Source organism: Rhizobium sp. 3T7 (assembly GCF_020166565.1).
Classification (GTDB): Bacteria; Pseudomonadota; Alphaproteobacteria; order Rhizobiales; family Rhizobiaceae; genus Rhizobium.
In genome coordinates this window covers 69422-90790 of the sequence record NZ_JAIQXS010000006.1, presented here as the reverse complement: position 1 = coordinate 90790, position 21369 = coordinate 69422, and the positions used below count along the sequence as shown (strand labels likewise).

The window sequence follows — 21369 nt, the reverse complement described above, 5'->3', positions numbered from 1 at the left end:
TCCGGTACAGCCATCACATATGTGCGCGTGAACGAAAGGACCAATCGGGATGGACGACGTCAAATTCGGTGAGATCCTTCTGCCGGGCGACGATGATACGCAGAGCCGGCGCGAACAGACTGTGCGCAAGAAATTCTGGCCGACCTTCAAGAAGGCCGTGCGGCAGATTCCCTTCGCGCGCGACGTCGTCGCCGCATTCTACTGTGCGATGGATCCGCAGACGCCGACAAGGGTGCGCGGCGTGCTTCTGGCTGCGCTTGCCTATTTCGTCATGCCGATCGATATGATCCCTGATGTTTTTGCCGTGATCGGGTTTTCGGACGACGTGGCAGTCCTCTCCGCCGCCTTCGCAATGGTCAGCAGGCACCTGCAGCCGAGGCACTATGAGGCAGCGGACCGTGCGCTCGCCGACAAGCCTGAAGGCATGAAGACGATCTAGCCGCGTCAGGCGCTTTCAGCCTCAAGAGCCTTCCGGAGCTTTCCGAAGGCAAGCCGGATGCGGGACTTTACGGTGCCGAGCGGCAAGCCCGTCGCCTCAGCAATCTGCGAATGGGATTGGCCGAGAAAGAACGCGGCGCGGAGCATTTCGCGTTGCTCTTCGGGGAGCTGGCTGACGGCTGCGCGCACATGGGCGTCTCGATCGTCGTTGGCGAGAATTTCGTCGGCGGCAATTTCTGCGACCGGCTGCAACGCCGGGTCTGCACCATCCAGGATGCGGGTCCTCGCGCGGCGCTGAAGATCGATCCGGCGATTGCGGGCAATGCGAAACAGCCAGGTCGACAGCGATGATCTCGCCGCGTCGTAGAGCTCAGCCTTATGCCAGAGCACGATCATCACTTCCTGAACGAGTTCTTCTGCCTCGCTGCTAGCCATCCTTTGGCGCAGTAACCAGGATTTGAGGCGCGGCGCGAAGTAATCGAACAGCACGGCGAATGCCTCTTGGTCACGGCGGTCCGCAACGGCCCTGGCGAGGTCGGCGAAGCGCTGTTTCTCCTCGGCATTCATGTCCCGTCCAAAGTCCCCTAACCCGGCGAATTCTCCAACGGTTTTCCAGTGCTTATTGACGTACAACGGTTTCTCAAAAGGTCAAACTCTTGCCTGAATCTTTATGTCTTAAATTCATTCATGACGATGGTCTGCGTGCGCACGCGGTATCACGTCATCACGGGCGAGGCGCCAGCGCTCGACGTTGACACTTGGGCGAAAATGGCACAGGCAGGGACTTCTCGCAGTCCCTGTTGACGCTTTGGTAACCTGAATTAAGTCAAAATAAAGCAGATCGTGATTATGCGCCGCCCGTTCGCTTCGGGCTCGAATCGCAAGAACCGGCAGGATATCCATGTTTCTTAGAAGTACCGCAATCGCCCTTTCCCTCGCTCTAGCCGGCGCCGGCATTGCATCCGCTCAGACCAGGAAGTCGCAGCCTGCGGCGCCGGCAGCGCAGCAGCAGGCAACGCCGGCTTCGACAGCGCCGACACGCATTCAGCAGTTCCAGGCTTGGGGCGCTTACTCCTACAAGTCCGGCGCGAACACCGTCTGCTACGTTCTGTCCGTGCCGACGGAAAAGAAGCCAGCCGGCATCGATCACGGTGATAACTTCTTCATCGTTTCGCAGCGCCCCGGCCAGAACATTTCCTACGAGCCGCAGGCGATGATGGGTTACACCGTCAAGGAAAACTCGAAGATCGATGTTGTCATCGACAACAAGACCTTCGTGATGTTCACCAAGGACAAGGCCGGCTGGGTCGAGAATGCGGCTCAGGAGCCGGCGCTCGTCGCGGCCATGAAGAGCGGCCACGCGATGACCGTCAACGCGACATCGCGCAAGGGCACTTCGACCTCCTACAGCTATTCGCTTTCCGGCATTTCCGCCGCGCTGAAGCAGGTCGAAGGCTGCAAATAAGCGGTTCGGGATTGTTCTTTGAATTCAAAGGCCGGCCTTGCGCCGGCTTTTGTCGTTTCCCATCTATAGTGACGCGCGGCAAAAATGATGCTAAAGGCCCGCGCAACAGCGGATAGATCGCGGTCCTTGCCGTATGCTCCGCATTCAATTTCTGCCACCATGCCCTTCGTACCCGCAAGTCATCCGGCTTTCCGGGACGGTAGCATGTTGAATTCGGGATTAGAGACTATGTCCGTCATGGATGCGATGACCGTTACCAAGCCTTTGGGCGCAGTGATCAGCGGTGCTGATGCTGGGCTGAAGCCCTCGCTGATCGGCCTCAGCCGCGAGGAGATGGGTGCTGTGCTGCGCGAAAGAGGCGTGCCGGACAAGCAGATCAAGATGCGCGTCGCCCAGCTCTGGAACTGGATCTACGTGCGCGGCGTCTCCGATTTCGATCACATGACGAATGTCGCCAAGGACATGCGCGAGATGCTGAAGCAGCATTTCACCATCGCGCGTCCTGAAATTGTCGAGGAGCAGGTTTCCAACGACGGCACCCGCAAGTGGCTGCTGCGTTTCCCGGCGCGCGGCGCGGGGCGTCCGGTTGAGATCGAGGCCGTCTATATTCCGGAAGAGGGTCGTGGGACGCTTTGCATCTCAAGCCAGGTGGGCTGCACGCTGACCTGTTCCTTCTGTCATACCGGAACGCAACGTCTGGTGCGCAACCTGACGGCGGAGGAAATTCTCTCGCAGCTTCTGCTGGCTCGCGATCGGCTCGGTGACTTCCCGGACCGCGAGGCGCCACAAGGTACCATCATGCCAGCGGAAGGCCGCAAGGTCAGCAACATCGTGATGATGGGCATGGGTGAGCCGCTCTACAATTTCGATGCCGTGAAGCAGGCGTTGCTGATCGCCACCGATGGCGACGGCCTGTCGCTCTCCAAGCGCCGCGTCACGCTGTCGACGTCAGGCGTCGTGCCTGAAATCTTCCGCACTGGCGATGAAATCGGCGTGATGCTGGCAATCTCGCTCCACGCCGTGCGCGACGACCTGCGCGACATCCTGGTGCCGATCAACAAGAAATACCCGCTGAAGGAACTGATCGACGCCTGCCGGAAGTATCCCGGCTTGTCGAACGCCCGTCGCATCACCTTCGAATATGTGATGCTCAAGGACGTCAACGACAGCCTGGAGGATGCCAAGGGTCTCGTTCAGCTGCTGAAGGGCGTGCCGGCGAAGATCAACCTCATTCCGTTCAATCCGTGGCCGGGCACCAATTACCAGTGTTCGGACTGGGCGCAGATCGAGAAGTTTGCCGATTTCATCAACTCCGCCGGCTATGCCTCGCCAATCCGGACGCCGCGCGGCCGCGACATTCTCGCAGCCTGCGGCCAGCTGAAGTCGGACTCGGAGCGCATGCGCAAGACCGAACGATTGGCCTTCGAGGCGATGATGATCGCCAATCACGGCGCGGACGACTGATCAGCAAGTTTGATCCGTTCAGTGTTTTCTAATGATTGATTTCATGACCTGCTTTTCCTAGAAGCAGGCCAAAATCATATCAGGAGGATACCCAATGCGTTCCATTTTGCTTGCTGTCGCGGCGACGCTGGCCTTGACTCTGCCCGTCAAGGCCGAAGATGTGACCGTCGCGGTCACGGCCATCGTCGAGCATCCGGCACTCGATGCCGCACGCAAGGGTGTCCTCGATGTGTTGACGGCGGCAGGCTACAAGGAAGGCGAGAACCTGAAGTTCATGTTCGAGTCTGCCCAGGGTAACCCGGCAACCGCAGCGCAGATCGCCCGCCAGTTCGCCGGCGAAGGCCCTAACGTCATCGTGCCGATCTCCACGCCTTCCGCACAGGCTGTCGTTTCCGCAACACGTGACATCCCGGTGGTGTTCACCGCTGTATCCGATCCGCTCGGCGCGCAGCTCGTCAAGGACATGGAGAAGCCGGGTGGCAACGTTACCGGCCTGTCCGACATGTCGCCGGTTGCCGAGCACCTTGCGCTCATCAAGGAAATCCTGCCGAACGTTAAAACGATCGGCTACCTCTATAACTCAGGCGAAGCCAACTCGGTGTCGCTGCTCGCCGTTCTGAAGACGGAAGCCGAGAAGGCCGGCTTGAAGGTTGTCGAGTCGGCTGCCACCAAGTCCGCGGAGGTGCAGGGTGCCGCCCGCGCGCTCGTCGGCCGTGCCGATGCCATCTACATCCCGACCGACAATACGATCATTTCCGCGCTCGAAGGTGCCGTCGCCGTTGCCGAAGAAAGCAAGCTGCCGCTCTTCACTGCGGATACGGACTCCGTCTCGCGCGGTGCAATCGCTGCGCTCGGCTTCAACTATTACGATGTCGGCAAGCAGACCGGCGAAATCGTCGTTCGTATCCTTAAGGGCGAAAACCCGGGCGATATTCCGGTAAAGGTTGCCGCTGGTAGCGATCTGGTGGTCAATAAGGGCGCTGCTACGAAGATGGGCGTGACGCTGCCGGAAAGCGTCTTGAAGCGCGCGACGAAGACGATCGACTGATCGCCGCGTATTTTTGAGAAACTTGCCATGCAGCCGCTCCCGTTTTCCGGGGGCGGCTGATGGTATTAAAAGCCTGGGTCCCGCAACAGTCGGGACGAGTGAGAAGAGAGGGCAAGAGCCTTGAGTCAGATCGCATTCTGGGGAGCCGTGGAGCTGGGGTTGGTCTATGCCTTCGTAGCGCTCGGCGTGTACCTCGCATTTCGTGTGCTGGATTTTCCTGATCTGACGGTTGACGGCTCCTTCCCGCTGGGCGCTGCGGTAACGGCGGTTCTCATTATTGCGGGAGTCAATGCCTGGCTTGCTGCGCTCATTGCCATGGTCGCGGGTGCTGCGGCCGGTATTGTTACCGCGATGCTCAATGTGCGGTTCAAGATCCTCAACCTGCTGGCGTCGATCCTGACGATGATCGCGCTCTTCTCGGTCAACCTGCGTGTGATGGGCAAGCCGAACGTCGCGCTGATCAATGCGGATACGATGATCAGCCCGTTCTTCGGTCATGGGCTGCGTGATTTCTACGTTCGCCCGCTCTTCGTCGGCGTCCTCGTCGTTGTCGCCGTAATCCTCGTCTGGCGCTTCCTGGAAAGCGACTCGGGTCTGGCGATGCGCGCGACCGGTGCCAATGCCCGTATGGCCCGCGCGCAGGGTGTGGACACGAGCCGCCAGATCTATCTCGGCATGGCGATCTCCAACGCGCTGGTCGCTTTCGGCGGCGCACTGTTTGCGCAGACGAACGGCTTTGCCGATGTCACCTCGGGTGTTGGTACGATCGTTGTCGGCCTCGCGGCCGTCATCATCGGCGAAACGCTGCTCGGCCGGCGCGGGCTGCTGATCGCTTTGATCGGCTGCGTGCTCGGCTCGATCCTCTATCGTATCGCCATCCAGCTCGCACTCTCGACTGACGTTATCGGGTTGCAGGCTTCGGACCTTAATTTCGTGACGGCGGTGCTGGTGACGATCGCGCTCATTCTTCCCCGCCTTCGCCGCGGAGGTACCGCATCGTGATTACACTCAAGGATATCAAGGTCGTCTTCGGCAAGGGAACGCCGCTGCAGAAGCTGGCGCTGAACGGTGTCAGCCTTACGATTGAGGAAGGCTCGTTCGTCACCGTCATCGGTTCGAACGGAGCGGGCAAGTCGACGCTTCTCGGCGTGCTTGCCGGCGATGTGCTTGCCAGCGAAGGCCAGGTGCTGATCGGCCATGCCGATGTCACGCGCAAGTCCACGGCTGCCCGCGCCGGCCTCGTCGCCCGCGTCTTCCAGGATCCGCTGACGGGAAGTTGCGGCTCGCTTTCGATCGAGGAGAATCTTGCGCTTGCGGCGCGTCGCGGTGAGCAGCGTGGTCTCGCCTCGGCGCTGGGTCCGAAACGGCGCGAGCTTTTCCGCGAGCGTATCAGCGAACTTAATCTCGGACTCGAGAACCGGATGCGGGATCGCATGGATTTGCTTTCCGGCGGCCAGCGGCAGGCGGTGTCGCTGGTCATGGCGACACTTGCCGGTTCCGAAGTGCTGCTGCTCGACGAGCATACGGCGGCGCTCGATCCTGGCATGGCCGAGTTCGTGATGGGCCTCACGCAGAAAATCGTTTCGGAGCGCAAGCTGACGACGTTGATGGTCACCCACTCCATGCGTCAAGCGCTCGACTATGGGCACCGCACGATCATGCTGCATGGTGGCGAGATCGTTCTCGACGTCAGTGGCGACAGCCGCAAGACGCTGCAGGTCGAAGACTTGATTGCCATGTTCCGCAAGATGCGCGGCCAGACCTTGGATGACGATGCGCTGCTGATCGGCTGATCCGGCTACCGGATCAGCGCGCCTGGGTCAGCAGGATTTTTGCCGCGAAGACGGAGAAGACGCCGGCGAAGGTAAAATCCATGCCGCGCAGAATCTTCTTGTTGTTCTGCAGCCATCCGGCCAGCCAGTCGGCCGTGAAGACGACGGCAGCGTTCACCGGCATGCCGATCACGATGAAGCAGAAGCCGAGAAACAGTAACTTCTGCGTCACCGCCGGGTCGCCGGCGCTGACGAACTGCGGCAGGAACGTCATGAAGAAGATGATCACCTTCGGGTTCAAAAGGTTGACCCAGAACCCCGAGGAGATGTTGACAAGCGGCGTGCCCATTGACGCTTCCACCTTGTTGACCGAAAACTTCGAACCGTACCGGATCGCGTGGACGGCAAGCCAGAGCAGGTAGGCTGCACCGCCCGTCTTGAGGATCAGGAAGGCTGTCGGCGAGGCTGTAATAAGCGCCGAAACACCGAAGGCGACCAGCATGGTGTGGACCACGATGCCGAGGCTCGTGCCAAGGACGACGAACAGTGCCGCCTTCTTGCCCTGCGCCAGCGCGCGGCTGATGGACAGAGTCATGTCGGGGCCAGGCGTCGCAGCAAGCAGAAGGGTCGCTGCTGCGAAGGCGAGAAGCGTCGGAAAGCTGGGCAGGAAGTCCATGGGTACACTCTGAAAGCCGAAAAACGTCGACCGTTTTTACCCGGCTCCCAGAAAATGTCTAATCAAACCTTCTAATACGACCTATTCCTTCCGCTCGAGATAGGCCTTGAATTTGTCGGCATAATCCTTGTGCCAGCGCGACAGCGGCGGGCGGTTCTCGATGATGTCACCCATCGCCCAAGCCATGCGGCGTTCGTCCACCGCGCGGGCGACGTCGTTGTCCGGGCAGAGGATATAGAAGTCGCCACGCTCCAGGCTTTCGATCATGAAGTCGACCGTCTGTTCGGGAGTCCATGCGGCGGCCGGCTTTTCGGCACGATCGCCCTTGGTGAGGCCGGTGAAGACGAAGCCGGGAATCAGCAAGTGGGCAGAGATCTTCGAGCCTTCGGTGTTGCGCAATTCATGCTCGAGCGCTTCGGTGAACACCTTCACGCCGGCCTTCGAGACGTTGTAGGCCGGATTGCCGGGCGGCGTGGTAATGCCCTGCTTGGAACCGGTGTTGATGATGAGACCGGGTTCGCCGTGCGAGAGCATCTGCTGGCCGAAGGTCCGCGTTCCGTTGATGACGCCAAGCAAGTTGACGCCGACGATGCTGTCCCAATCGGCCTGGGGGCTGAAAATCGACGTCCCGGGGCCGATGCCGGCATTGTTCATGAGAATATGCACTCGGCCGAAGCGCTGGATCACCGTCCGCTCGAGCGCTTCCAGCGAGTCCTTCTGCGCAACGTCGGTTTCAACGGCGAGCACGTTCTCTTCGCCGGAGATCGATTTCAGTTCCTTTGCCGCCTCCGCAAGCCGGTCGCCGCCTAGATCGGCAATGGCGACGCTCATACCCACCCGGGCAAAGTGCTTCGCCGCGGCAAGCCCGATGCCGGAAGCACCGCCGGTGATGACGGCGACATTGGATTTCTTGATGATGTCTTGGATTTTCGTCACGGCCAGCCACTCCCTCAGCATTGTGCGGACGCTGGCAGATATGGGTTGCGCTTTCGGCCTGTCAAACTATATCCGCGCCGCCCGTGGTCGCCGTTGCCCTTGCGTCCTGCGCCGATCTCGCTAAAAGTGCCCAGCCATACCGGGCTTTGCGGGCTTGCCGCTGCCCTTTTGCAACGGACCTCATCATCATGGCATCGCACAAAGACGTAAAGAAAGTTGTCCTCGCCTATTCCGGCGGCCTCGACACCTCGATCATCCTGAAGTGGCTGCAGACCGAACTCGGTGCAGAAGTCGTGACATTCACGGCCGATCTCGGTCAGGGCGAAGAGCTGGAGCCGGCGCGCAAGAAAGCCGAGATGCTCGGCATCAAGGAAATCTACATCGAGGACGTTCGCGAAGAGTTCGTCAAGGACTTCGTCTTCCCGATGTTCCGCGCCAATGCCGTCTATGAAGGCGTCTATCTGCTCGGCACCTCGATCGCGCGTCCGCTGATCTCCAAGCACCTGATCGATATCGCCCGCAAGACCGGCGCCGATGCGATCGCGCATGGCGCCACCGGCAAGGGCAACGACCAGGTTCGTTTCGAACTCTCCGCCTATGCTTTAAACCCGGACATCAAGATCATCGCGCCATGGCGCGACTGGGCGTTCAAGAGCCGCACCGATCTGCTGGCCTTTGCCGAAGCGCACCAGATCCCGGTTGCCAAGGACAAGAAGGGTGAAGCGCCGTTCTCCGTCGACGCCAACCTGCTGCACTCGTCGTCCGAGGGCAAGGTTCTGGAAGATCCCGCTCAGGAAGCGCCCGAATACGTGCACATGCGCACGATCTCGCCGGAAGCCGCGCCTGACAAGGCGACGATCATCAAGGTCGGCTTCGACAAGGGTGACGCGGTTTCGATCAATGGCGTCCGTATGAGCCCGGCGACGCTGCTTGCGACGCTCAACAATTACGGCCGCGACAACGGTATCGGCCGCCTCGACCTCGTGGAAAACCGCTTCGTCGGCATGAAGTCGCGCGGCGTTTACGAAACGCCCGGCGGTACGATCCTGCTTGCCGCGCATCGCGCGATTGAATCCATCACGCTCGACCGCGGTGCCGCGCACCTCAAGGACGAGATCATGCCGCGCTACGCCGAGCTGATCTACTACGGCTTCTGGTTCTCGCCGGAGCGCGAGATGCTGCAGGCGCTGATCGACAAGAGCCAGGAGCATGTCGAAGGCGAAGTGACGCTGAAGCTCTACAAGGGCAACGTCATGGTCATCGGCCGCGAAAGCTCCAAGTCGCTCTACTCCGACAAGCTCGTTACCTTCGAAGACGACCAGGGCGCCTACGACCAGAAGGACGCCGCGGGCTTCATCAAGCTGAACGCGCTGCGCCTGCGCACACTCGCCAAACGCAACCTCTCGAAGTGATCGAGAGCAGTGCGCAAGAGATCAAAGGCCCGCCTCGTGCGGGCTTTTTTCATTCGCCTGTTGTGGCGTGGCGCTGTTGCGAGGCGCGCACGAACCAGACGTAGCTTACGATCGAAATCAGCGCCATGATCGGGATCACCGTTCCGAAGGCGAGGAGCGGCATGCCGATCAGCGAACCCGCGACGCCGCCGGCAAATCCGCCGCCCATCTGAATGAATCCCATCATTGCCGAGGCCGAGCCGGCGGTATGCGGGAAGGGGTAGAGGCCCGATGTCGTCATGTGTGGCGTCAGGAAAGCCAATCCGAAGGCCAGGAACGCGATCGGCCCCATGATCGAGAGATAGGAGGGCGTAACGAAGTGGACGGACAGCGCAATCATGATGCCGGCGAGCCCGAGTAGCCCAAGCCCGACGCGCACGGAACCGTCGCCGCCCAAGCGCGGCGCTGCATAACGCAGGCAGACGGAGCCCAGGAAGTAGGAACCGGACTGCATCAGCATGCCCAAGCCAAAGGCTGTCGGTGAAAGGCCGACGACCTTGATGAGGATAAAGGGGAGCAGCGTCGCCTGTGCGTAGAGTGCGCCGATCGAGCCACCGAGCACGAGCGAGGCGGAGACGAAGCGGCTTTCGCGTGCAAGCTCCAGATAGGCGCGAAACAGCGGAACCGGGAGCGCGCGGCGCGGATCCGGCACGCTCGTTTCGCGCATGAACACGATCACTCCAAAACAGATCAGGAGTCCGAAGCCGATCAGAAGGAAGAAGACGGATTGCCAGCCGAAAGCGGCAAGTGCCAATCCACCAATCGTCGGTGCGGCCGCCGGTCCAATGGCGATCATGATGCCGATCAGGTTCATGATGCGCGAGGCTTCGGTTCCGGTGAACTGGTCGCGCACGATGGCGCGGGCAACCGTAATTCCGACGGAGGCGCCAACGCCCTGGATCAGGCGGCCAGCGAGCAGCCATTCAATGCCGGGCGCAAAGGCGGCAAGCAGGCTGCCGACGACGTAGATGCCGACAAACAGGAGCGTCGCTGCCCGGCGCCCGAAGGCATCCGAAAGCGGGCCAGCGAGCAATTGTGCCACCGAGAAGCCGGCGAAATAGACGGAGAGCGTCATCTTGATTGCCGAGTCGGACGTCTGGAACGCATGGACGAGTTCGGGCATCGCCGGCGTGTAAATCGACATCGAGATCGGGCCGATGGTTGCGAGAAGCGCACCGAGCATGCTCGTTCGCCGTTCGCTCATCCGGAATGGGGGCATAGGGGTACTCGGTCTTTGGTAACATGCGCGATCCGCACGAGGGCGGCCGCTTTCCTTCTGTCGGAAGCTGCGTGATCCGGCAATTCAAAAATCTCATGGGTCGCCGTGACAGCTTGACGCCTGTCTATTGGCGCATAAGCTGCGGCGGTCCCTTCTGGAGTTTGTTGATGACCCAATCCCTGCTCGCGGGCGCCTTTCTGGCAGCTCTTCTCTACGTGCTCATTCCAGGGCCTGCCTTCCTCGCGCTGCTTGGTATCGGTGCGGGGCAGGGACGCCGCGCCGGCGCGCTGTTCGTCGGCGGCCATCTGGTCGGCGATCTGCTCTGGGCGTCGCTGGCACTGATCGCGATCATCGGCGCCAAGACGATCGGCACTTTTGTCTTCGACGCCCTCGGGCTTTTCTGCGGTTTCTACCTCGCCTGGATCGGCTGGAATGCGGTGCGCGCAAAGCCGAAGGGTGAGGGGCAGGCATTGATGGTCGTGGAGCGACCGTTCCGTCGCGGCCTGATCTTCGGCGTGACCAATCCGAAGGGATATCCGGTCGCGCTCGCGACGTTCACTGCGCTCGTTGCCGGCTCGGCAAGCGCACTGCAGTTTCACACGCTGCCGGTTCTGCTGGCGGTTTCGTTCCTGGGCTTCATCGTGGCGGACATGATCCTGATCACCGTCATTGGCGCGGGAACCGTCCGGCGATTCTATCGATCGCACGAGCGGTTGATCGTCCGCTGCTCCGGCGTCCTGTTCATGGGTTTCGCAGCGCAGGCCCTTTGGCATGCGACGCCCGGCCTGCTCGGGTGGCGGAAAGCCTGAGATCAGACGTCGAGGAAGCTGACGACGGAATTCAGCCGTTCCACTGTTTCCGGGTCACCGATCGATGTCGCGATCTGCAGCTGGTCTTTGTAGTAGTCCCGGAAATTGAAGCTCGTCGCGTCGGTAATGGCGGACAGGTCGAGAATGTTGCCTGATGGATCGATCGTTCGCATCGGCAGCGGCTCGGAAATGGCGGCGAATGTATCCTGATCGATTGCGCCGGCATCGAAGCCCTGCCTTGCATACTGGCGCAGTTCATTGGCGCTGATCGCGGAAAAATCAGGCGTACCTGCGCTCGTTTCATCGATATGGAACGCCGTCGAAGCCTTCGTTGTTGTGTCGAGCCGCGCTTCTAATTCGTTGTAATTGCTTGGATTATCTTGGTTTCTTCTGAAAAGGAAATTCGGCGAAGACCGCACAGAAAGGATTTCCATGGCGCGTATCCACTGCAAAAGGATGATCGTGAAACTACCGCGCGTGGCGAACGTGCGTCAATCGTTAACGATTAGTTAATTCTTATGCATCATTTCTTGCCATGTACTTTTTCGCAGTCGGGCCGGGAGATGTGCGTCTGATCGGCAATACCAATTGCGGGCGCGCCTCCCTATATTGCCTGTTCAGTTGCCTGCCACAAAGGATCTCCGCATGCCTTCCACACCAGAATTCAACCCCGCACTCGTCGAATGGAACGGTCTCCACGGCCTGCCGCGTTTCGATGCACTCAATGACGGCGACTTTGCTCCCGCCTTTGATGCTGCGCTTGCCGCGCATGAGAAGGAGATCGACGCGATCGCGGGCAATCCGGAGACGCCGACATTCGAGAATACCGTCGTTGCTCTCGAGATCGCGGGCGATGAGCTGTCACGCGTATCGGCATTGTTCTGGAACAGGGCGGGTGCTCACACCAACGATACGATCCAGGCGGTGGAACGGGACATCTCGCCGAAGATGTCGCGCCATTACTCCAAGATCGGCATGAACGCGGCACTCTTTGCCCGCATCGATGCCCTGTGGGAAGCGCGTGAAAGCCTTGGCCTGACGCTGGAGCAGACGCGCGTGCTGGAGCGGCACTGGAAAGGCTTCGTCAAATCGGGTGCGAAGCTGCCGAAAGCCGAGCAGGAGAAGCTCGCGGGCATCAACGAAAGGCTTGCCGGTCTTGGCACCCAGTTCGGGCAGAACGTGCTCGCCGATGAAAAGAACTGGGCGCTCATCCTTTCCGACGGGGCCGACCTCGAGGGCATCCCCGAGTTCCTGAAGGATGCGATGGCGGCGGCTGCGCGCGAGCGAGGCGAGGAGGGCAAATTTGCCGTTACCCTGTCGCGCTCGATCATCGAACCGTTCCTCACCTTCTCCGAACGGCGGGATCTGCGTGAGCAGGCCTTCAAGGCTTGGGTTGCGCGCGGCGAGAACGATGGCGCGACCGACAATCGCGGCATCATCCGCGATACACTTGCGCTTCGCGACGAGGTGGCAAAGCTTCTCGGTTACGGCAACTTCGCGGAATTGAAGCTCGACAACACAATGGCGAAGACACCGGATGCCGTGAACCACCTGCTTCAGGAGGTATGGACGAAGGCAGTCAAGCGCGCCGGCGAGGAAGAGGCAGACATCGCCAGGCTGATTGCGGACGAAGGCAAGAACCACGACGTCATGCCTTGGGATTGGCGGCACTATGCCGAGAAGATCCGGGGGCAGCGGTTCAATTTTTCCGAGGCCGAGCTGAAGCCCTACCTGCAGCTCGAGAAGATTATCGACGCCTGCTTCGACGTCGCCGGCCGGCTGTTCGGCATTCGCGCTGTCGAGAAGAAGGGCGTTCCGGCCTACCATCCTGATGTTCGCGTCTTCGAAATCCGCGACCGCGAGGACAGGCTGGTGGCACTCTTCCTTGGCGATTACTTTGCCCGTAGCTCGAAGCGCTCCGGCGCCTGGATGAGCTCGTTCCAATCGCAGCACAAGCTGCCGTTGAAGAACGGCCGCAACGGCGAATTGCCGATCATCTACAATGTCTGCAATTTCGCGAAGCCCGCCGAAGGCAAGCCGGCGCTCCTTTCGCTCGACGATGCGCGCACGCTGTTCCACGAGTTCGGTCATGCGCTCCACGGGATGCTCTCGAACGTCACCTATCCGTCGGTATCGGGCACGGGCGTCTCGCGTGATTTCGTAGAGCTTCCATCGCAACTTTATGAACACTGGCTAACGGTGCCTGCGATCCTGAAGCAATATGCCGTGCATTTCGAAACCGGCGAGCCGATGCCGCAGGCGTTGCTCGACAAGGTTCTGGCCGCACGCACCTTCAATTCCGGTTTCAATACGGTTGAATTCACCTCCTCCGCGCTCGTCGATATGGCGTTCCACACTCGCGACAAGATCGAGGATCCGATGGCTTTGCAGTCCGAGGTGCTGTCCGAGCTTGGCATGCCGAAGTCGATCGTCATGCGTCATGCCTCGCCGCACTTCCAGCACATCTTCTCCGGTGGTTATTCAGCCGGCTACTATTCGTACATGTGGTCCGAGGTTCTCGATGCGGATGCCTTTGCCGCCTTCGAGGAAACCGGCGACGCGTTCAATCGCGAGATGGCCGCGAAGCTCAAAGACAACATCTACTCCGTCGGCGGCGCGATCGATCCCGAGGATGCCTACAAGGCTTTCCGTGGCAAGCTGCCGAGCCCGGATGCAATGCTGGTGAAGAAGGGGCTTGCGACCTTCGAGGAACTGTCCGGCAGTGATGCCTAACAGGTCCTGGATTGCGCCTCTTCGGCATCCGGATCACGACGCAGCTGGCGCTCCTCTGCTAAGCCTGCTGCGTCCCAGCGGGCTGGCCGCGGAGTAACGATTTTCTCGCAGGACGCATTTCGGCTCTCCTGCCGGGCCTCTCGCTTAACAAAACTGTAGCGGAAGTTTCGAAAAACCGTCATGCCGTCTTCAAGAAGATGACATGACCACCGCCATAGGTTCGGCGCGGGAGGCTCTCTCCCGCTCGAGCAAGCCGGACACACCTTGGCATGAAACTGACCGAAACGACCCGCCGGCGCTTCCTATCGTCCATGGGAGCCGTCGGCGGATTTTCACTGGCAGGGCTGGCGATGCCCTATTATGCGCGTGGTTCCTCCAGCCGTCCGGTCTTCACATCCGGCGTCCAGTCCGGCGATATCGATGCCCGATCCGGCGTGATCTGGACGCAGGTGGACCGGCCCGCGCGACTGCATGTCGAATACTCGACGAGCGACAGGTTCGCCAATGCGGTACGCATCGCGCCCATAGACGTCACGCCACAAACCGGTCTTGCCGGGAAGCTGCTGCTTCGGGATCTTCCGCCTGACCAGGACATATTCTACCGCTTCCGTGCGGCGGACCTGCAGGACATCAACGATCTTTCGGAGCCCATCCTGGGGCAGTTTCGAACGGTGCCGTCGGGTAAGCGCAGCATCCGCTTCGCGTGGTCGGGCGATACGGCCGGTCAGGGCTGGGGCATCGACGACGAGGGCATGCGCAGCTATCAGACGATCGCCTATCACCGTCCGGATTTCATGATCCACTCCGGCGATACGATCTACGCCGACAACCCTGTGCCCGATGAGATCAAGCTGCGAGATGGCGGTATCTGGAAAAACAGGATTGTTACGGAAACAAAGCGCGACATCGCCCAGACGCTTGACCAGTTTCGCGGGCAATGGGCCTACAATCTCCTCGATGACCATGTGAAGGCATTCAATGCGGTGTGTCCCGTCTTCTATCAATGGGACGATCATGAGGTGCTGAACAATTGGTCGCCATCGACCGACCTTCGCGACGACGACCGCTATACGGAAAAATCCGTCACGACACTCGCCGGTCGCGCCAGCCGCGCCTTTCACGAAATGACACCAATCCGCTATGTCGCCGATGAGCCTGGCCGCATCTACCGCAAAATCTCCCATGGTCCATTGCTCGACGTCTTCTTCGTGGACCTGCGCTCTTATCGCGGTCCCAACAGCCTTGGCGTTGATGCCACCTTCTCTGACAGCTCCCGTCTGCTGGGCGAGCGCCAGGTGGCATGGCTGAAGCGCGAGCTGGTTCGCTCGACGGCGACCTGGAAGGTGATTGCCTGCGATCTGCCGATCGGACTGGTGATCTGGGACGACTACGGCCACCGGAGCGGCAACGAGTCGATCTCGAATGGTGATGATGGCGCCCCGCTCGGCCGCGAGGTGGAGTTTGCCGATTTGCTGCGGTTCATCCGCGATGCCACCATATCCAACATGATCTGGCTGACGGCTGACGTACACTATACCGCTGCGCACCACTACGATCCCGGCAAGGCGAAGTTCCAGGAGTTCCTGCCGTTCTGGGAATTTGTGGCAGGTCCTCTCCATTCGGGAACCTACGGTCCGCAGCAACTCGACATGACCTTCGGGCCACAGGTGAAGTTCATGAAGGCAGCGCCTGGCGGCTCGGAGCAGAACCTGCCGCCGTCGGCCGGCATGCAGTTCTTCGGGCTCGTCGACATCGACGGGCAGACCGAGCAACTGACCGTGAGGTTGATGGACCGGAACGATACGGAGCTGTGGCGGATGACCCTCGACCCGCAGATATCGAGCTGACGTCATGCGTGGCAGGCAATCCGGCGTCCCCCCCTTTCGCAAAAGCGAAAAACACTGTATGAGCCGCCCAAATGAAATTGGCGCCTTCTCCCAGCGCGGCGCCCCAGCCTCAGAGATATAGACATATGGCACTTCGCAACATCGCGATCATCGCGCACGTTGACCATGGCAAGACGACACTGGTTGACGAGCTCCTGAAACAGTCCGGCTCGTTCCGCGAGAACCAGCGTGTCGCAGAACGCGTCATGGACTCCAACGACCTGGAAAAAGAGCGCGGCATCACGATTCTTGCCAAGGCGACCTCGGTTGAGTGGAAGGGTGTCCGCATCAACATCGTCGACACCCCCGGCCACGCCGACTTCGGTGGCGAAGTCGAGCGTATTCTCTCGATGGTGGATGGCGCGATCGTTCTCGTCGACGCGTCCGAAGGCCCGATGCCGCAGACGAAGTTCGTCGTCGGCAAGGCGCTGAAGGTCGGCCTTCGCCCGATCGTCGCGATCAACAAGATCGACCGTCCCGACGGCCGCCACGAAGAAGTCATCAACGAAGTCTTTGACCTTTTCGCAAACCTCGACGCGACCGATGAGCAGCTCGACTTCCCGATCCTCTACGGTTCGGGCCGTGACGGCTGGATGAACGTCAACCCGGAAGGCCCGAAGGACCAGGGTCTGGCGCCGCTTCTCGACCTCGTGCTCGAGCATGTTCCGGAGCCGACGGTTCACGAAGGTCCGTTCACGATGATCGGCACGATCCTCGAAGCCAACCCCTTCCTCGGCCGCATCATCACCGGCCGTATCAATTCCGGCTCGATCAAGCCGAACCAGGCCGTCAAGGTTCTGCACGCCGATGGCAAGACGATCGAAACCGGGCGTATTTCCAAGATCCTGGCTTTCCGCGGTATCGAGCGTCAGCCGATCGAAGAAGCGCATGCGGGCGACATCGTCGCCATCGCCGGCCTTTCCAAGGGTACTGTCGCAGACACCTTCTGTGATCCCTCGGTCACCGAGGCGCTGCAGGCGCAGCCGATCGACCCGCCGACCGTCACCATGTCGTTCATCGTCAACGACAGCCCCTACGCTGGCACAGAAGGCGACAAGGTCACCTCGCGCGTCATCCGCGACCGTCTGTTCAAGGAAGCCGAAGGCAACGTTGCGTTGAAGATCGAAGAGTCCTCCGAAAAGGACTCGTTCTTCGTCTCCGGCCGTGGCGAGTTGCAGCTTGCCGTTCTCATCGAAACGATGCGCCGCGAAGGTTTCGAACTGGCCGTGTCGCGTCCGCGCGTCGTCATGCACAAGGACGAAGCGACCGGCGAAATGCTGGAGCCGATCGAAGAAGTCGTTATCGACGTTGATGAAGAGCATTCCGGCGTCGTCGTCCAGAAGATGTCCGAACGTAAGGCTGAGATGGTTGAACTGCGTCCGTCGGGCGGCAACCGCATCCGTCTGAAGTTCTTCGCGCCGACGCGCGGCCTGATCGGTTATCAGTCGGAACTGCTGACGGATACGCGGGGGACGGCCGTGATGAACCGTCTGTTCCACGACTATCAGCCGTACAAGGGTGAAATTGGTGGTCGCGTCAACGGCGTGCTGCTTTCCAACGACAATGGCGAGGCTGTCGCCTATGCTCTGTTCAACCTGGAAGATCGCGGCCCGATGATCATCGACGCGGGCGAGAAGGTCTATGCCGGTATGATCATCGGCATCCACAGCCGCGACAACGATCTCGAAGTCAACGTCTTGAAGGGTAAGAAGCTGACCAACATCCGCGCAGCCGGCAAGGATGAAGCCGTCAAGCTGACGCCTCCGATCCGCATGACGCTCGATCGCGCGCTCTCCTGGATCCAGGACGACGAATTGGTCGAAGTCACGCCGAAGTCGATCCGCCTGCGCAAGATGTACCTCGACCCGAACGAGCGCAAGCGCATGGAAAAGGCGAAGTACGCTTAAGCGACTGAAGTCTTTCAAGCTTCAACCCCGGCCTTCGTGCCGGGGTTTTTTATTTGTGCAGTTTGCCGAATCTTGCTTGTCGCAGTAGTTAAAAAAGCGTTAAATTTCAGCCGTCGTCCACATTTTAAGCCTGTGGGCAAAGGGCCTGAATGCGCGGCGCGCATATGGTTAATTGCCGACAATCGGACCAGAGTAAGCGTTATGAAGACGTTGTCGATCGATGTTCGGCGGGCCGAGCCGCACGATTCCCGAGCCATATCGGAAGTGCATCGGCTTGCGTGGCAACACACCTATGCGGGGATCATTCCGCATCGTGCGTTGCGGCAAATGATCGAGCGTCGCGGTGAGAATTGGTGGCGCAAGGCCACCCGCGGACCCGCAACGCTTCTCGTTCTCGATGTCGCCGGCACGGTCGCAGGCTACGCAACACTCGGCCTCAATCGTGCCCGTGCGCTTCCCCAGGAAGGCGAGATCTACGAACTATATCTTCGACCGGAGTACCAGGGGATTGGCCTCGGACACCTGCTTTTTGGTGAGGCGAGGCGCCTTCTAAAGTCGCTCGGTTGCAATGGACTGGTTGTCTGGTGCCTCGAGGAAAACGAGACGGGCGCTCAGTTCTATCGCAGCCACGGCGGTGTTGACTATTGCGAAGGCATGGAAACTTTCGACCAAAAGCAGCTAAAGAAAATCGGCTTTATCTGGGGTTGAAGCGCCGAGCTTTGAGCGGGGCTTTTTCACTGAAATCGCTTTGCCTGACAGCAATTGTCGGTCGCTAAAACTTGCAAATCATATTCAACTTATATAAGTCGCGGCTCACGCTCTGGTGCGCGTGGGAGAACAAGCATGTTGGATGGCTTTTGGACGCGTATCGACCACGTGGGCGATAGGCCGGCCCTCTTGTTGTCGTCCCGACCTGCAATCACCTATCGCGAACTCGCAGATCGTGTTGCGTCGCTAAGCCGTGCATTAGGCACCAGCAAAAAGCTTGTCGCGATAGAGGCGGCACAATCCGAGCATTCGATCATCGCCTATCTCGCGGCCCTTGCCGGCGGGCATGCCGCGGCGCTGTTGCCGCCGGAGGACGGCGTGGCCTGGTCGTCCTTCATGGAGCGATTTGCGCCCGAGATCGTCTACCGCCGCGAGGGCGGGCGCTGGCGGCTCACCGAAACAAATCTCGGTTCCCGTGATGTGGCCATGCATGCTGATCTCGCCCTGATGCTTGTGACATCAGGGAGTACGGGCAGTGGCAAGGCCGTGAGATTGTCGAAGACGGCCGTTGCTGCCAATGCAGAGCAGATCGCCGACTATCTTGGCCTGCATCCGGGCGATATTGGCGCCCTGGTCCTGCCGTTTCATTATTCCTACGGATTGTCGGTTCTCAATTCCCACCTTGCGGTCGGTGCCGCTGTCTGGATGCCCGGGACATCAGTCCTGGAGCCGACATTCCTGGATGATTTCAGGGCAGCGCGATGCACGAATTTTGCAGGTGTCCCGCATTCCTACGAGCTCTTGGAGCAACGTGGATTTCGCAAACAGCGTTATCCTGATCTTCGCTTCATGACGGTTGCCGGAGGACGCATGGAGCCGGAGGCGGTCCGACGTTATCATGGCTGGCTGCAGGGTGCGGGGCAGCGCTTCTATGTGATGTACGGGCAGACAGAGGCGACGGCGCGAATTGCTTATGTCCCTCCTGAGCGTCTGCCAGGTAGTGCCGATCGGATCGGGATTGCGGTGCCGGGCGGTGAACTGTGGCTGGTCGACGACCAGGGAGGGACGATCACGGGCACCGACGTTGCCGGGGAACTCGTCTATCGCGGACCGAACGTCATGCTCGGCTACGCCGAGACGCGTCAAGATCTGACGGGAGGCGCTGATATCGAGGAGCTTCGGACCGGCGATCTTGCTACGCGCGATGAGAACGGCCTGTTTCGAATCGCGGGCCGCCTGCGGCGGATGTCGAAGATTGCCGGTGTCCGTCTCGGTCACGACGCGCTCGAAACGGCGCTGGCTGCGAAAGGTATTGCTGCCGCTATTGTTGGCAACGACCAGCAATTGCTTGCGGCCTTTACGGGTCCGCAAGACGAGAAAGATGTTCGTGAGGCGCTGGCGATGATTGCAGGCATCGGCTTGCCGCAGGTGCGTGCGATCGCCTTTAGGGAATTGCCACGGCTGGCCAACGGCAAGATCGACTACGAACAACTTCGCTTGCGCATGGAAGAGCCGCCGGCACGCGATAAAGCAACGGTCATAGGCCTGTTTCGCGAGGTTTTCTTCCCGCTGCAGGTTTCGCCCCAGGACAACTTTGCAGAGCTTGGCGGAGACTCGTTGCGTTATCTCGAACTTACGGTCGGTCTCGAGCGACTGCTCGGCACAGTGCCGGATGGCTGGGAAAAGATGAGTGTTGGCGCTCTGTCGGCTTTATCGCATTCGACGAGCGCCCGACGAACGATCGCCAGCGATATCCTCCTGAAATCGATCGCAATTCTCCTGGTCGTGCTGCATCACGCGACGCCGTGGCCGATTCCGGGCGGTGCCGGCACAATGCTCGTGCTGTGCGGATACGGACTGGCACGCTTCCAATCGAGTGCGCTTTTCGCCGGCGATCTGAGGCGCTTCCTGCGGCCGCTCGGCCTCGTTCTCTGGCCTTACTACCTCGTTGTCCTTGGCTTCAGCATTGCCTGGGGCGCAATACCATGGGCCTCGGTATTCCTTGTCGGAAACCTCGGCTTCGCCCAGCCGGAGCGACACGAGATGCTGCCTTATCTCTACTGGTTCGTGGAAGCCTTCGCGCAGCTTCTGCTGCTTTGGGGGACGCTGTTTGCGGTGCCGCCGGTTCGGCGTTTCGCTGTCAGGGATCCGTTCCGTTTCGGCATGCTGCTGCTGGCCTTTGCGGTGCTCGCACACTTCGTTATCCCAGCGCTCTGGCCAGTTGGCCAAAGGCAGATATTCACTCTTGCTTGGGTGCTGCACCTTGCGGTTTTCGGGTGGTGCGCGGCTTTTGCGAATTCGAGGGGACGACGGCTTGCAGTTATCGCCGCCGGGTGCGCGGCAATGCCGCTCATGGCCTATACTGGTGGAAACTGGGCAGGCTCCTGGATCCTTTACGGCATGCAGGTGCCGGTGCTTGCGGTACTTCTCTATCTGCCTCGGGTCAGGCTGCCGGCACTGTTTGCTGCCGTGTCCGTTTCGATCGCAACGGCGAGTTATCACATCTACCTGCTGCATCGTATCCTGCCGGAAATCATATTTGATACCGGCAATCCCGAGATCTTCACGGCGCCGCTGCCGGTCGCGATTTCGGTGGCATCAGGCCTCGTGACCGGCATACTTGCTTACCGGCTGCAGCGTCGAATGATGCTTGGCCACCAGTTGTGGAGAGGGTTGAGGCAACTCGCCCGTCGCCTGTGCTACGTGCCATCAGGCCGACGAGGAACGCTGCTCGGAGCCGGTGCGGCGTTTGCGCGGGAACAACACGCAAGCCGCGTATCGCCCTGAACGTCGGCCTGCCGACGCCCGCAGGCGGATCTCAAATCGACACTGGCGTGTTGCGTTGCGGGATGATTCC

Annotated in this window: 18 protein-coding genes; 13 read left to right on the top strand and 5 right to left on the bottom strand. The window is 60.3% G+C overall.

Annotated elements, in window-relative coordinates; translation table 11 throughout:
- The first annotated feature begins 49 nt into the window (after positions 1 to 49).
- Positions 50 to 439: a YkvA family protein gene (locus K9B32_RS11140; protein ID WP_007794295.1), complete on the top strand. Its 390-nt coding sequence runs from the start codon at positions 50 to 52 to the stop codon at positions 437 to 439.
- Positions 440 to 444: 5 nt separating this feature from the next.
- Here K9B32_RS11140 and K9B32_RS11135 read toward each other — a convergent pair whose 3' ends face one another.
- On the bottom strand, positions 445 to 1005 hold the full coding sequence (locus K9B32_RS11135) for a sigma-70 family RNA polymerase sigma factor (RefSeq protein ID WP_224561933.1): 561 nt from the start codon (positions 1003 to 1005) through the stop codon (positions 445 to 447).
- A gap of 334 nt (positions 1006 to 1339) precedes the next feature.
- Between K9B32_RS11135 and K9B32_RS11130 the strand changes: the two genes are divergently transcribed.
- The 5 genes from K9B32_RS11130 to K9B32_RS11110 all read left to right on the top strand — a co-directional run bounded on the left by K9B32_RS11130 (position 1340) and on the right by K9B32_RS11110 (position 6208).
- The gene (locus tag K9B32_RS11130) at positions 1340 to 1903 is read left to right on the top strand and encodes an invasion associated locus B family protein (RefSeq protein ID WP_224561932.1); all 564 of its coding nucleotides are present in this window, start codon (positions 1340 to 1342) and stop codon (positions 1901 to 1903) included.
- Positions 1904 to 2131: 228 nt separating this feature from the next.
- Entirely contained in the window at positions 2132 to 3367 is a 1236-nt protein-coding gene (gene rlmN, locus K9B32_RS11125) for a 23S rRNA (adenine(2503)-C(2))-methyltransferase RlmN (RefSeq protein ID WP_224561931.1), read from the top strand.
- A 94-nt stretch (positions 3368 to 3461) separates the two neighbouring features.
- Positions 3462 to 4415, top strand: coding sequence for an ABC transporter substrate-binding protein (locus K9B32_RS11120; protein ID WP_224561930.1), 954 nt, complete (start codon positions 3462 to 3464; stop codon positions 4413 to 4415).
- Between the two features lie 120 nt (positions 4416 to 4535).
- Positions 4536 to 5417, top strand: coding sequence for an ABC transporter permease (locus K9B32_RS11115; RefSeq protein WP_224561929.1), 882 nt, complete (start codon positions 4536 to 4538; stop codon positions 5415 to 5417).
- Positions 5414 to 6208 carry an ABC transporter ATP-binding protein gene (locus K9B32_RS11110; RefSeq protein WP_224561928.1) on the top strand — a complete coding sequence of 265 codons (795 nt, stop codon included), beginning with the start codon at positions 5414 to 5416 and terminating at the stop codon, positions 6206 to 6208. Before K9B32_RS11115 ends, K9B32_RS11110 begins: the two co-directional genes overlap by 4 nt.
- Positions 6209 to 6221: 13 nt before the next feature.
- On the opposite strand, the gene K9B32_RS11105 is transcribed toward K9B32_RS11110, so the two are convergent.
- The gene (locus K9B32_RS11105) at positions 6222 to 6863 is read right to left on the bottom strand and encodes a LysE family translocator (RefSeq protein ID WP_224561927.1); all 642 of its coding nucleotides are present in this window, start codon (positions 6861 to 6863) and stop codon (positions 6222 to 6224) included.
- A gap of 81 nt (positions 6864 to 6944) precedes the next feature.
- Positions 6945 to 7799 (bottom strand): SDR family NAD(P)-dependent oxidoreductase, encoded by an 855-nt coding sequence (locus K9B32_RS11100; protein WP_224561926.1) that lies wholly within the window; start codon positions 7797 to 7799, stop codon positions 6945 to 6947.
- Positions 7800 to 7987: 188 nt separating this feature from the next.
- On the opposite strand from K9B32_RS11100, the gene K9B32_RS11095 reads away from it, so the two are divergent.
- Positions 7988 to 9211 carry an argininosuccinate synthase gene (locus K9B32_RS11095; protein WP_224561925.1) on the top strand — a complete coding sequence of 408 codons (1224 nt, stop codon included), beginning with the start codon at positions 7988 to 7990 and terminating at the stop codon, positions 9209 to 9211.
- Positions 9212 to 9260: 49 nt separating this feature from the next.
- Here the strand turns inward: K9B32_RS11095 and K9B32_RS11090 are convergent, their stop codons facing one another.
- On the bottom strand, positions 9261 to 10433 hold the full coding sequence (locus K9B32_RS11090; protein WP_224561924.1) for a multidrug effflux MFS transporter: 1173 nt from the start codon (positions 10431 to 10433) through the stop codon (positions 9261 to 9263).
- A 203-nt stretch (positions 10434 to 10636) separates the two neighbouring features.
- Here K9B32_RS11090 and K9B32_RS11085 point away from each other — a divergent pair, with 203 nt between their 5' ends.
- Complete coding sequence (locus K9B32_RS11085) at positions 10637 to 11278, top strand: LysE family translocator (RefSeq protein WP_224561923.1); 642 nt, start codon at positions 10637 to 10639, stop codon at positions 11276 to 11278.
- A gap of 2 nt (positions 11279 to 11280) precedes the next feature.
- Here K9B32_RS11085 and K9B32_RS11080 read toward each other — a convergent pair whose 3' ends face one another.
- Entirely contained in the window at positions 11281 to 11712 is a 432-nt protein-coding gene (locus tag K9B32_RS11080) for a hypothetical protein (RefSeq protein WP_224561922.1), read from the bottom strand.
- Positions 11713 to 11923: 211 nt separating this feature from the next.
- On the opposite strand from K9B32_RS11080, the gene K9B32_RS11075 reads away from it, so the two are divergent.
- The 5 genes from K9B32_RS11075 to K9B32_RS11055 all read left to right on the top strand — a co-directional run bounded on the left by K9B32_RS11075 (position 11924) and on the right by K9B32_RS11055 (position 21299).
- Positions 11924 to 14011 (top strand): M3 family metallopeptidase, encoded by a 2088-nt coding sequence (locus K9B32_RS11075; protein WP_224561921.1) that lies wholly within the window; start codon positions 11924 to 11926, stop codon positions 14009 to 14011.
- Positions 14012 to 14280: 269 nt separating this feature from the next.
- Positions 14281 to 15858: an alkaline phosphatase D family protein gene (locus K9B32_RS11070; RefSeq protein WP_224561920.1), complete on the top strand. Its 1578-nt coding sequence runs from the start codon at positions 14281 to 14283 to the stop codon at positions 15856 to 15858.
- A gap of 125 nt (positions 15859 to 15983) precedes the next feature.
- Positions 15984 to 17804 (top strand): translational GTPase TypA, encoded by a 1821-nt coding sequence (gene typA / locus K9B32_RS11065; RefSeq protein ID WP_224561919.1) that lies wholly within the window; start codon positions 15984 to 15986, stop codon positions 17802 to 17804.
- 201 nt (positions 17805 to 18005) lie between these two features.
- Complete coding sequence (locus K9B32_RS11060; RefSeq protein ID WP_007794240.1) at positions 18006 to 18512, top strand: GNAT family N-acetyltransferase; 507 nt, start codon at positions 18006 to 18008, stop codon at positions 18510 to 18512.
- Between the two features lie 135 nt (positions 18513 to 18647).
- Positions 18648 to 21299, top strand: coding sequence for an AMP-binding protein (locus K9B32_RS11055; protein WP_224561918.1), 2652 nt, complete (start codon positions 18648 to 18650; stop codon positions 21297 to 21299).
- Positions 21300 to 21369: the final 70 nt, after the last annotated feature.

What these genes read in the sequence shown, in the direction of transcription:
- K9B32_RS11135 (WP_224561933.1), bottom strand. Translation starts at nt 1,005, where the DNA reads ATGAATGCCGAGGAGAAACAGCGCTTCGCCGACCTCGCCAGGGCCGTT.
- K9B32_RS11070 (WP_224561920.1), top strand. Translation starts at nt 14,281, where the DNA reads ATGAAACTGACCGAAACGACCCGCCGGCGCTTCCTATCGTCCATGGGA.
- K9B32_RS11095 (WP_224561925.1), top strand. Translation starts at nt 7,988, where the DNA reads ATGGCATCGCACAAAGACGTAAAGAAAGTTGTCCTCGCCTATTCCGGC.
- rlmN (WP_224561931.1), top strand. Translation starts at nt 2,132, where the DNA reads ATGTCCGTCATGGATGCGATGACCGTTACCAAGCCTTTGGGCGCAGTG.
- K9B32_RS11120 (WP_224561930.1), top strand. Translation starts at nt 3,462, where the DNA reads ATGCGTTCCATTTTGCTTGCTGTCGCGGCGACGCTGGCCTTGACTCTG.
- K9B32_RS11055 (WP_224561918.1), top strand. Translation starts at nt 18,648, where the DNA reads ATGTTGGATGGCTTTTGGACGCGTATCGACCACGTGGGCGATAGGCCG.
- K9B32_RS11130 (WP_224561932.1), top strand. Translation starts at nt 1,340, where the DNA reads ATGTTTCTTAGAAGTACCGCAATCGCCCTTTCCCTCGCTCTAGCCGGC.
- K9B32_RS11075 (WP_224561921.1), top strand. Translation starts at nt 11,924, where the DNA reads ATGCCTTCCACACCAGAATTCAACCCCGCACTCGTCGAATGGAACGGT.
- K9B32_RS11080 (WP_224561922.1), bottom strand. Translation starts at nt 11,712, where the DNA reads ATGGAAATCCTTTCTGTGCGGTCTTCGCCGAATTTCCTTTTCAGAAGA.
- K9B32_RS11060 (WP_007794240.1), top strand. Translation starts at nt 18,006, where the DNA reads ATGAAGACGTTGTCGATCGATGTTCGGCGGGCCGAGCCGCACGATTCC.
- typA (WP_224561919.1), top strand. Translation starts at nt 15,984, where the DNA reads ATGGCACTTCGCAACATCGCGATCATCGCGCACGTTGACCATGGCAAG.
- K9B32_RS11085 (WP_224561923.1), top strand. Translation starts at nt 10,637, where the DNA reads ATGACCCAATCCCTGCTCGCGGGCGCCTTTCTGGCAGCTCTTCTCTAC.
- K9B32_RS11090 (WP_224561924.1), bottom strand. Translation starts at nt 10,433, where the DNA reads ATGCTCGGTGCGCTTCTCGCAACCATCGGCCCGATCTCGATGTCGATT.
- K9B32_RS11140 (WP_007794295.1), top strand. Translation starts at nt 50, where the DNA reads ATGGACGACGTCAAATTCGGTGAGATCCTTCTGCCGGGCGACGATGAT.
- K9B32_RS11105 (WP_224561927.1), bottom strand. Translation starts at nt 6,863, where the DNA reads ATGGACTTCCTGCCCAGCTTTCCGACGCTTCTCGCCTTCGCAGCAGCG.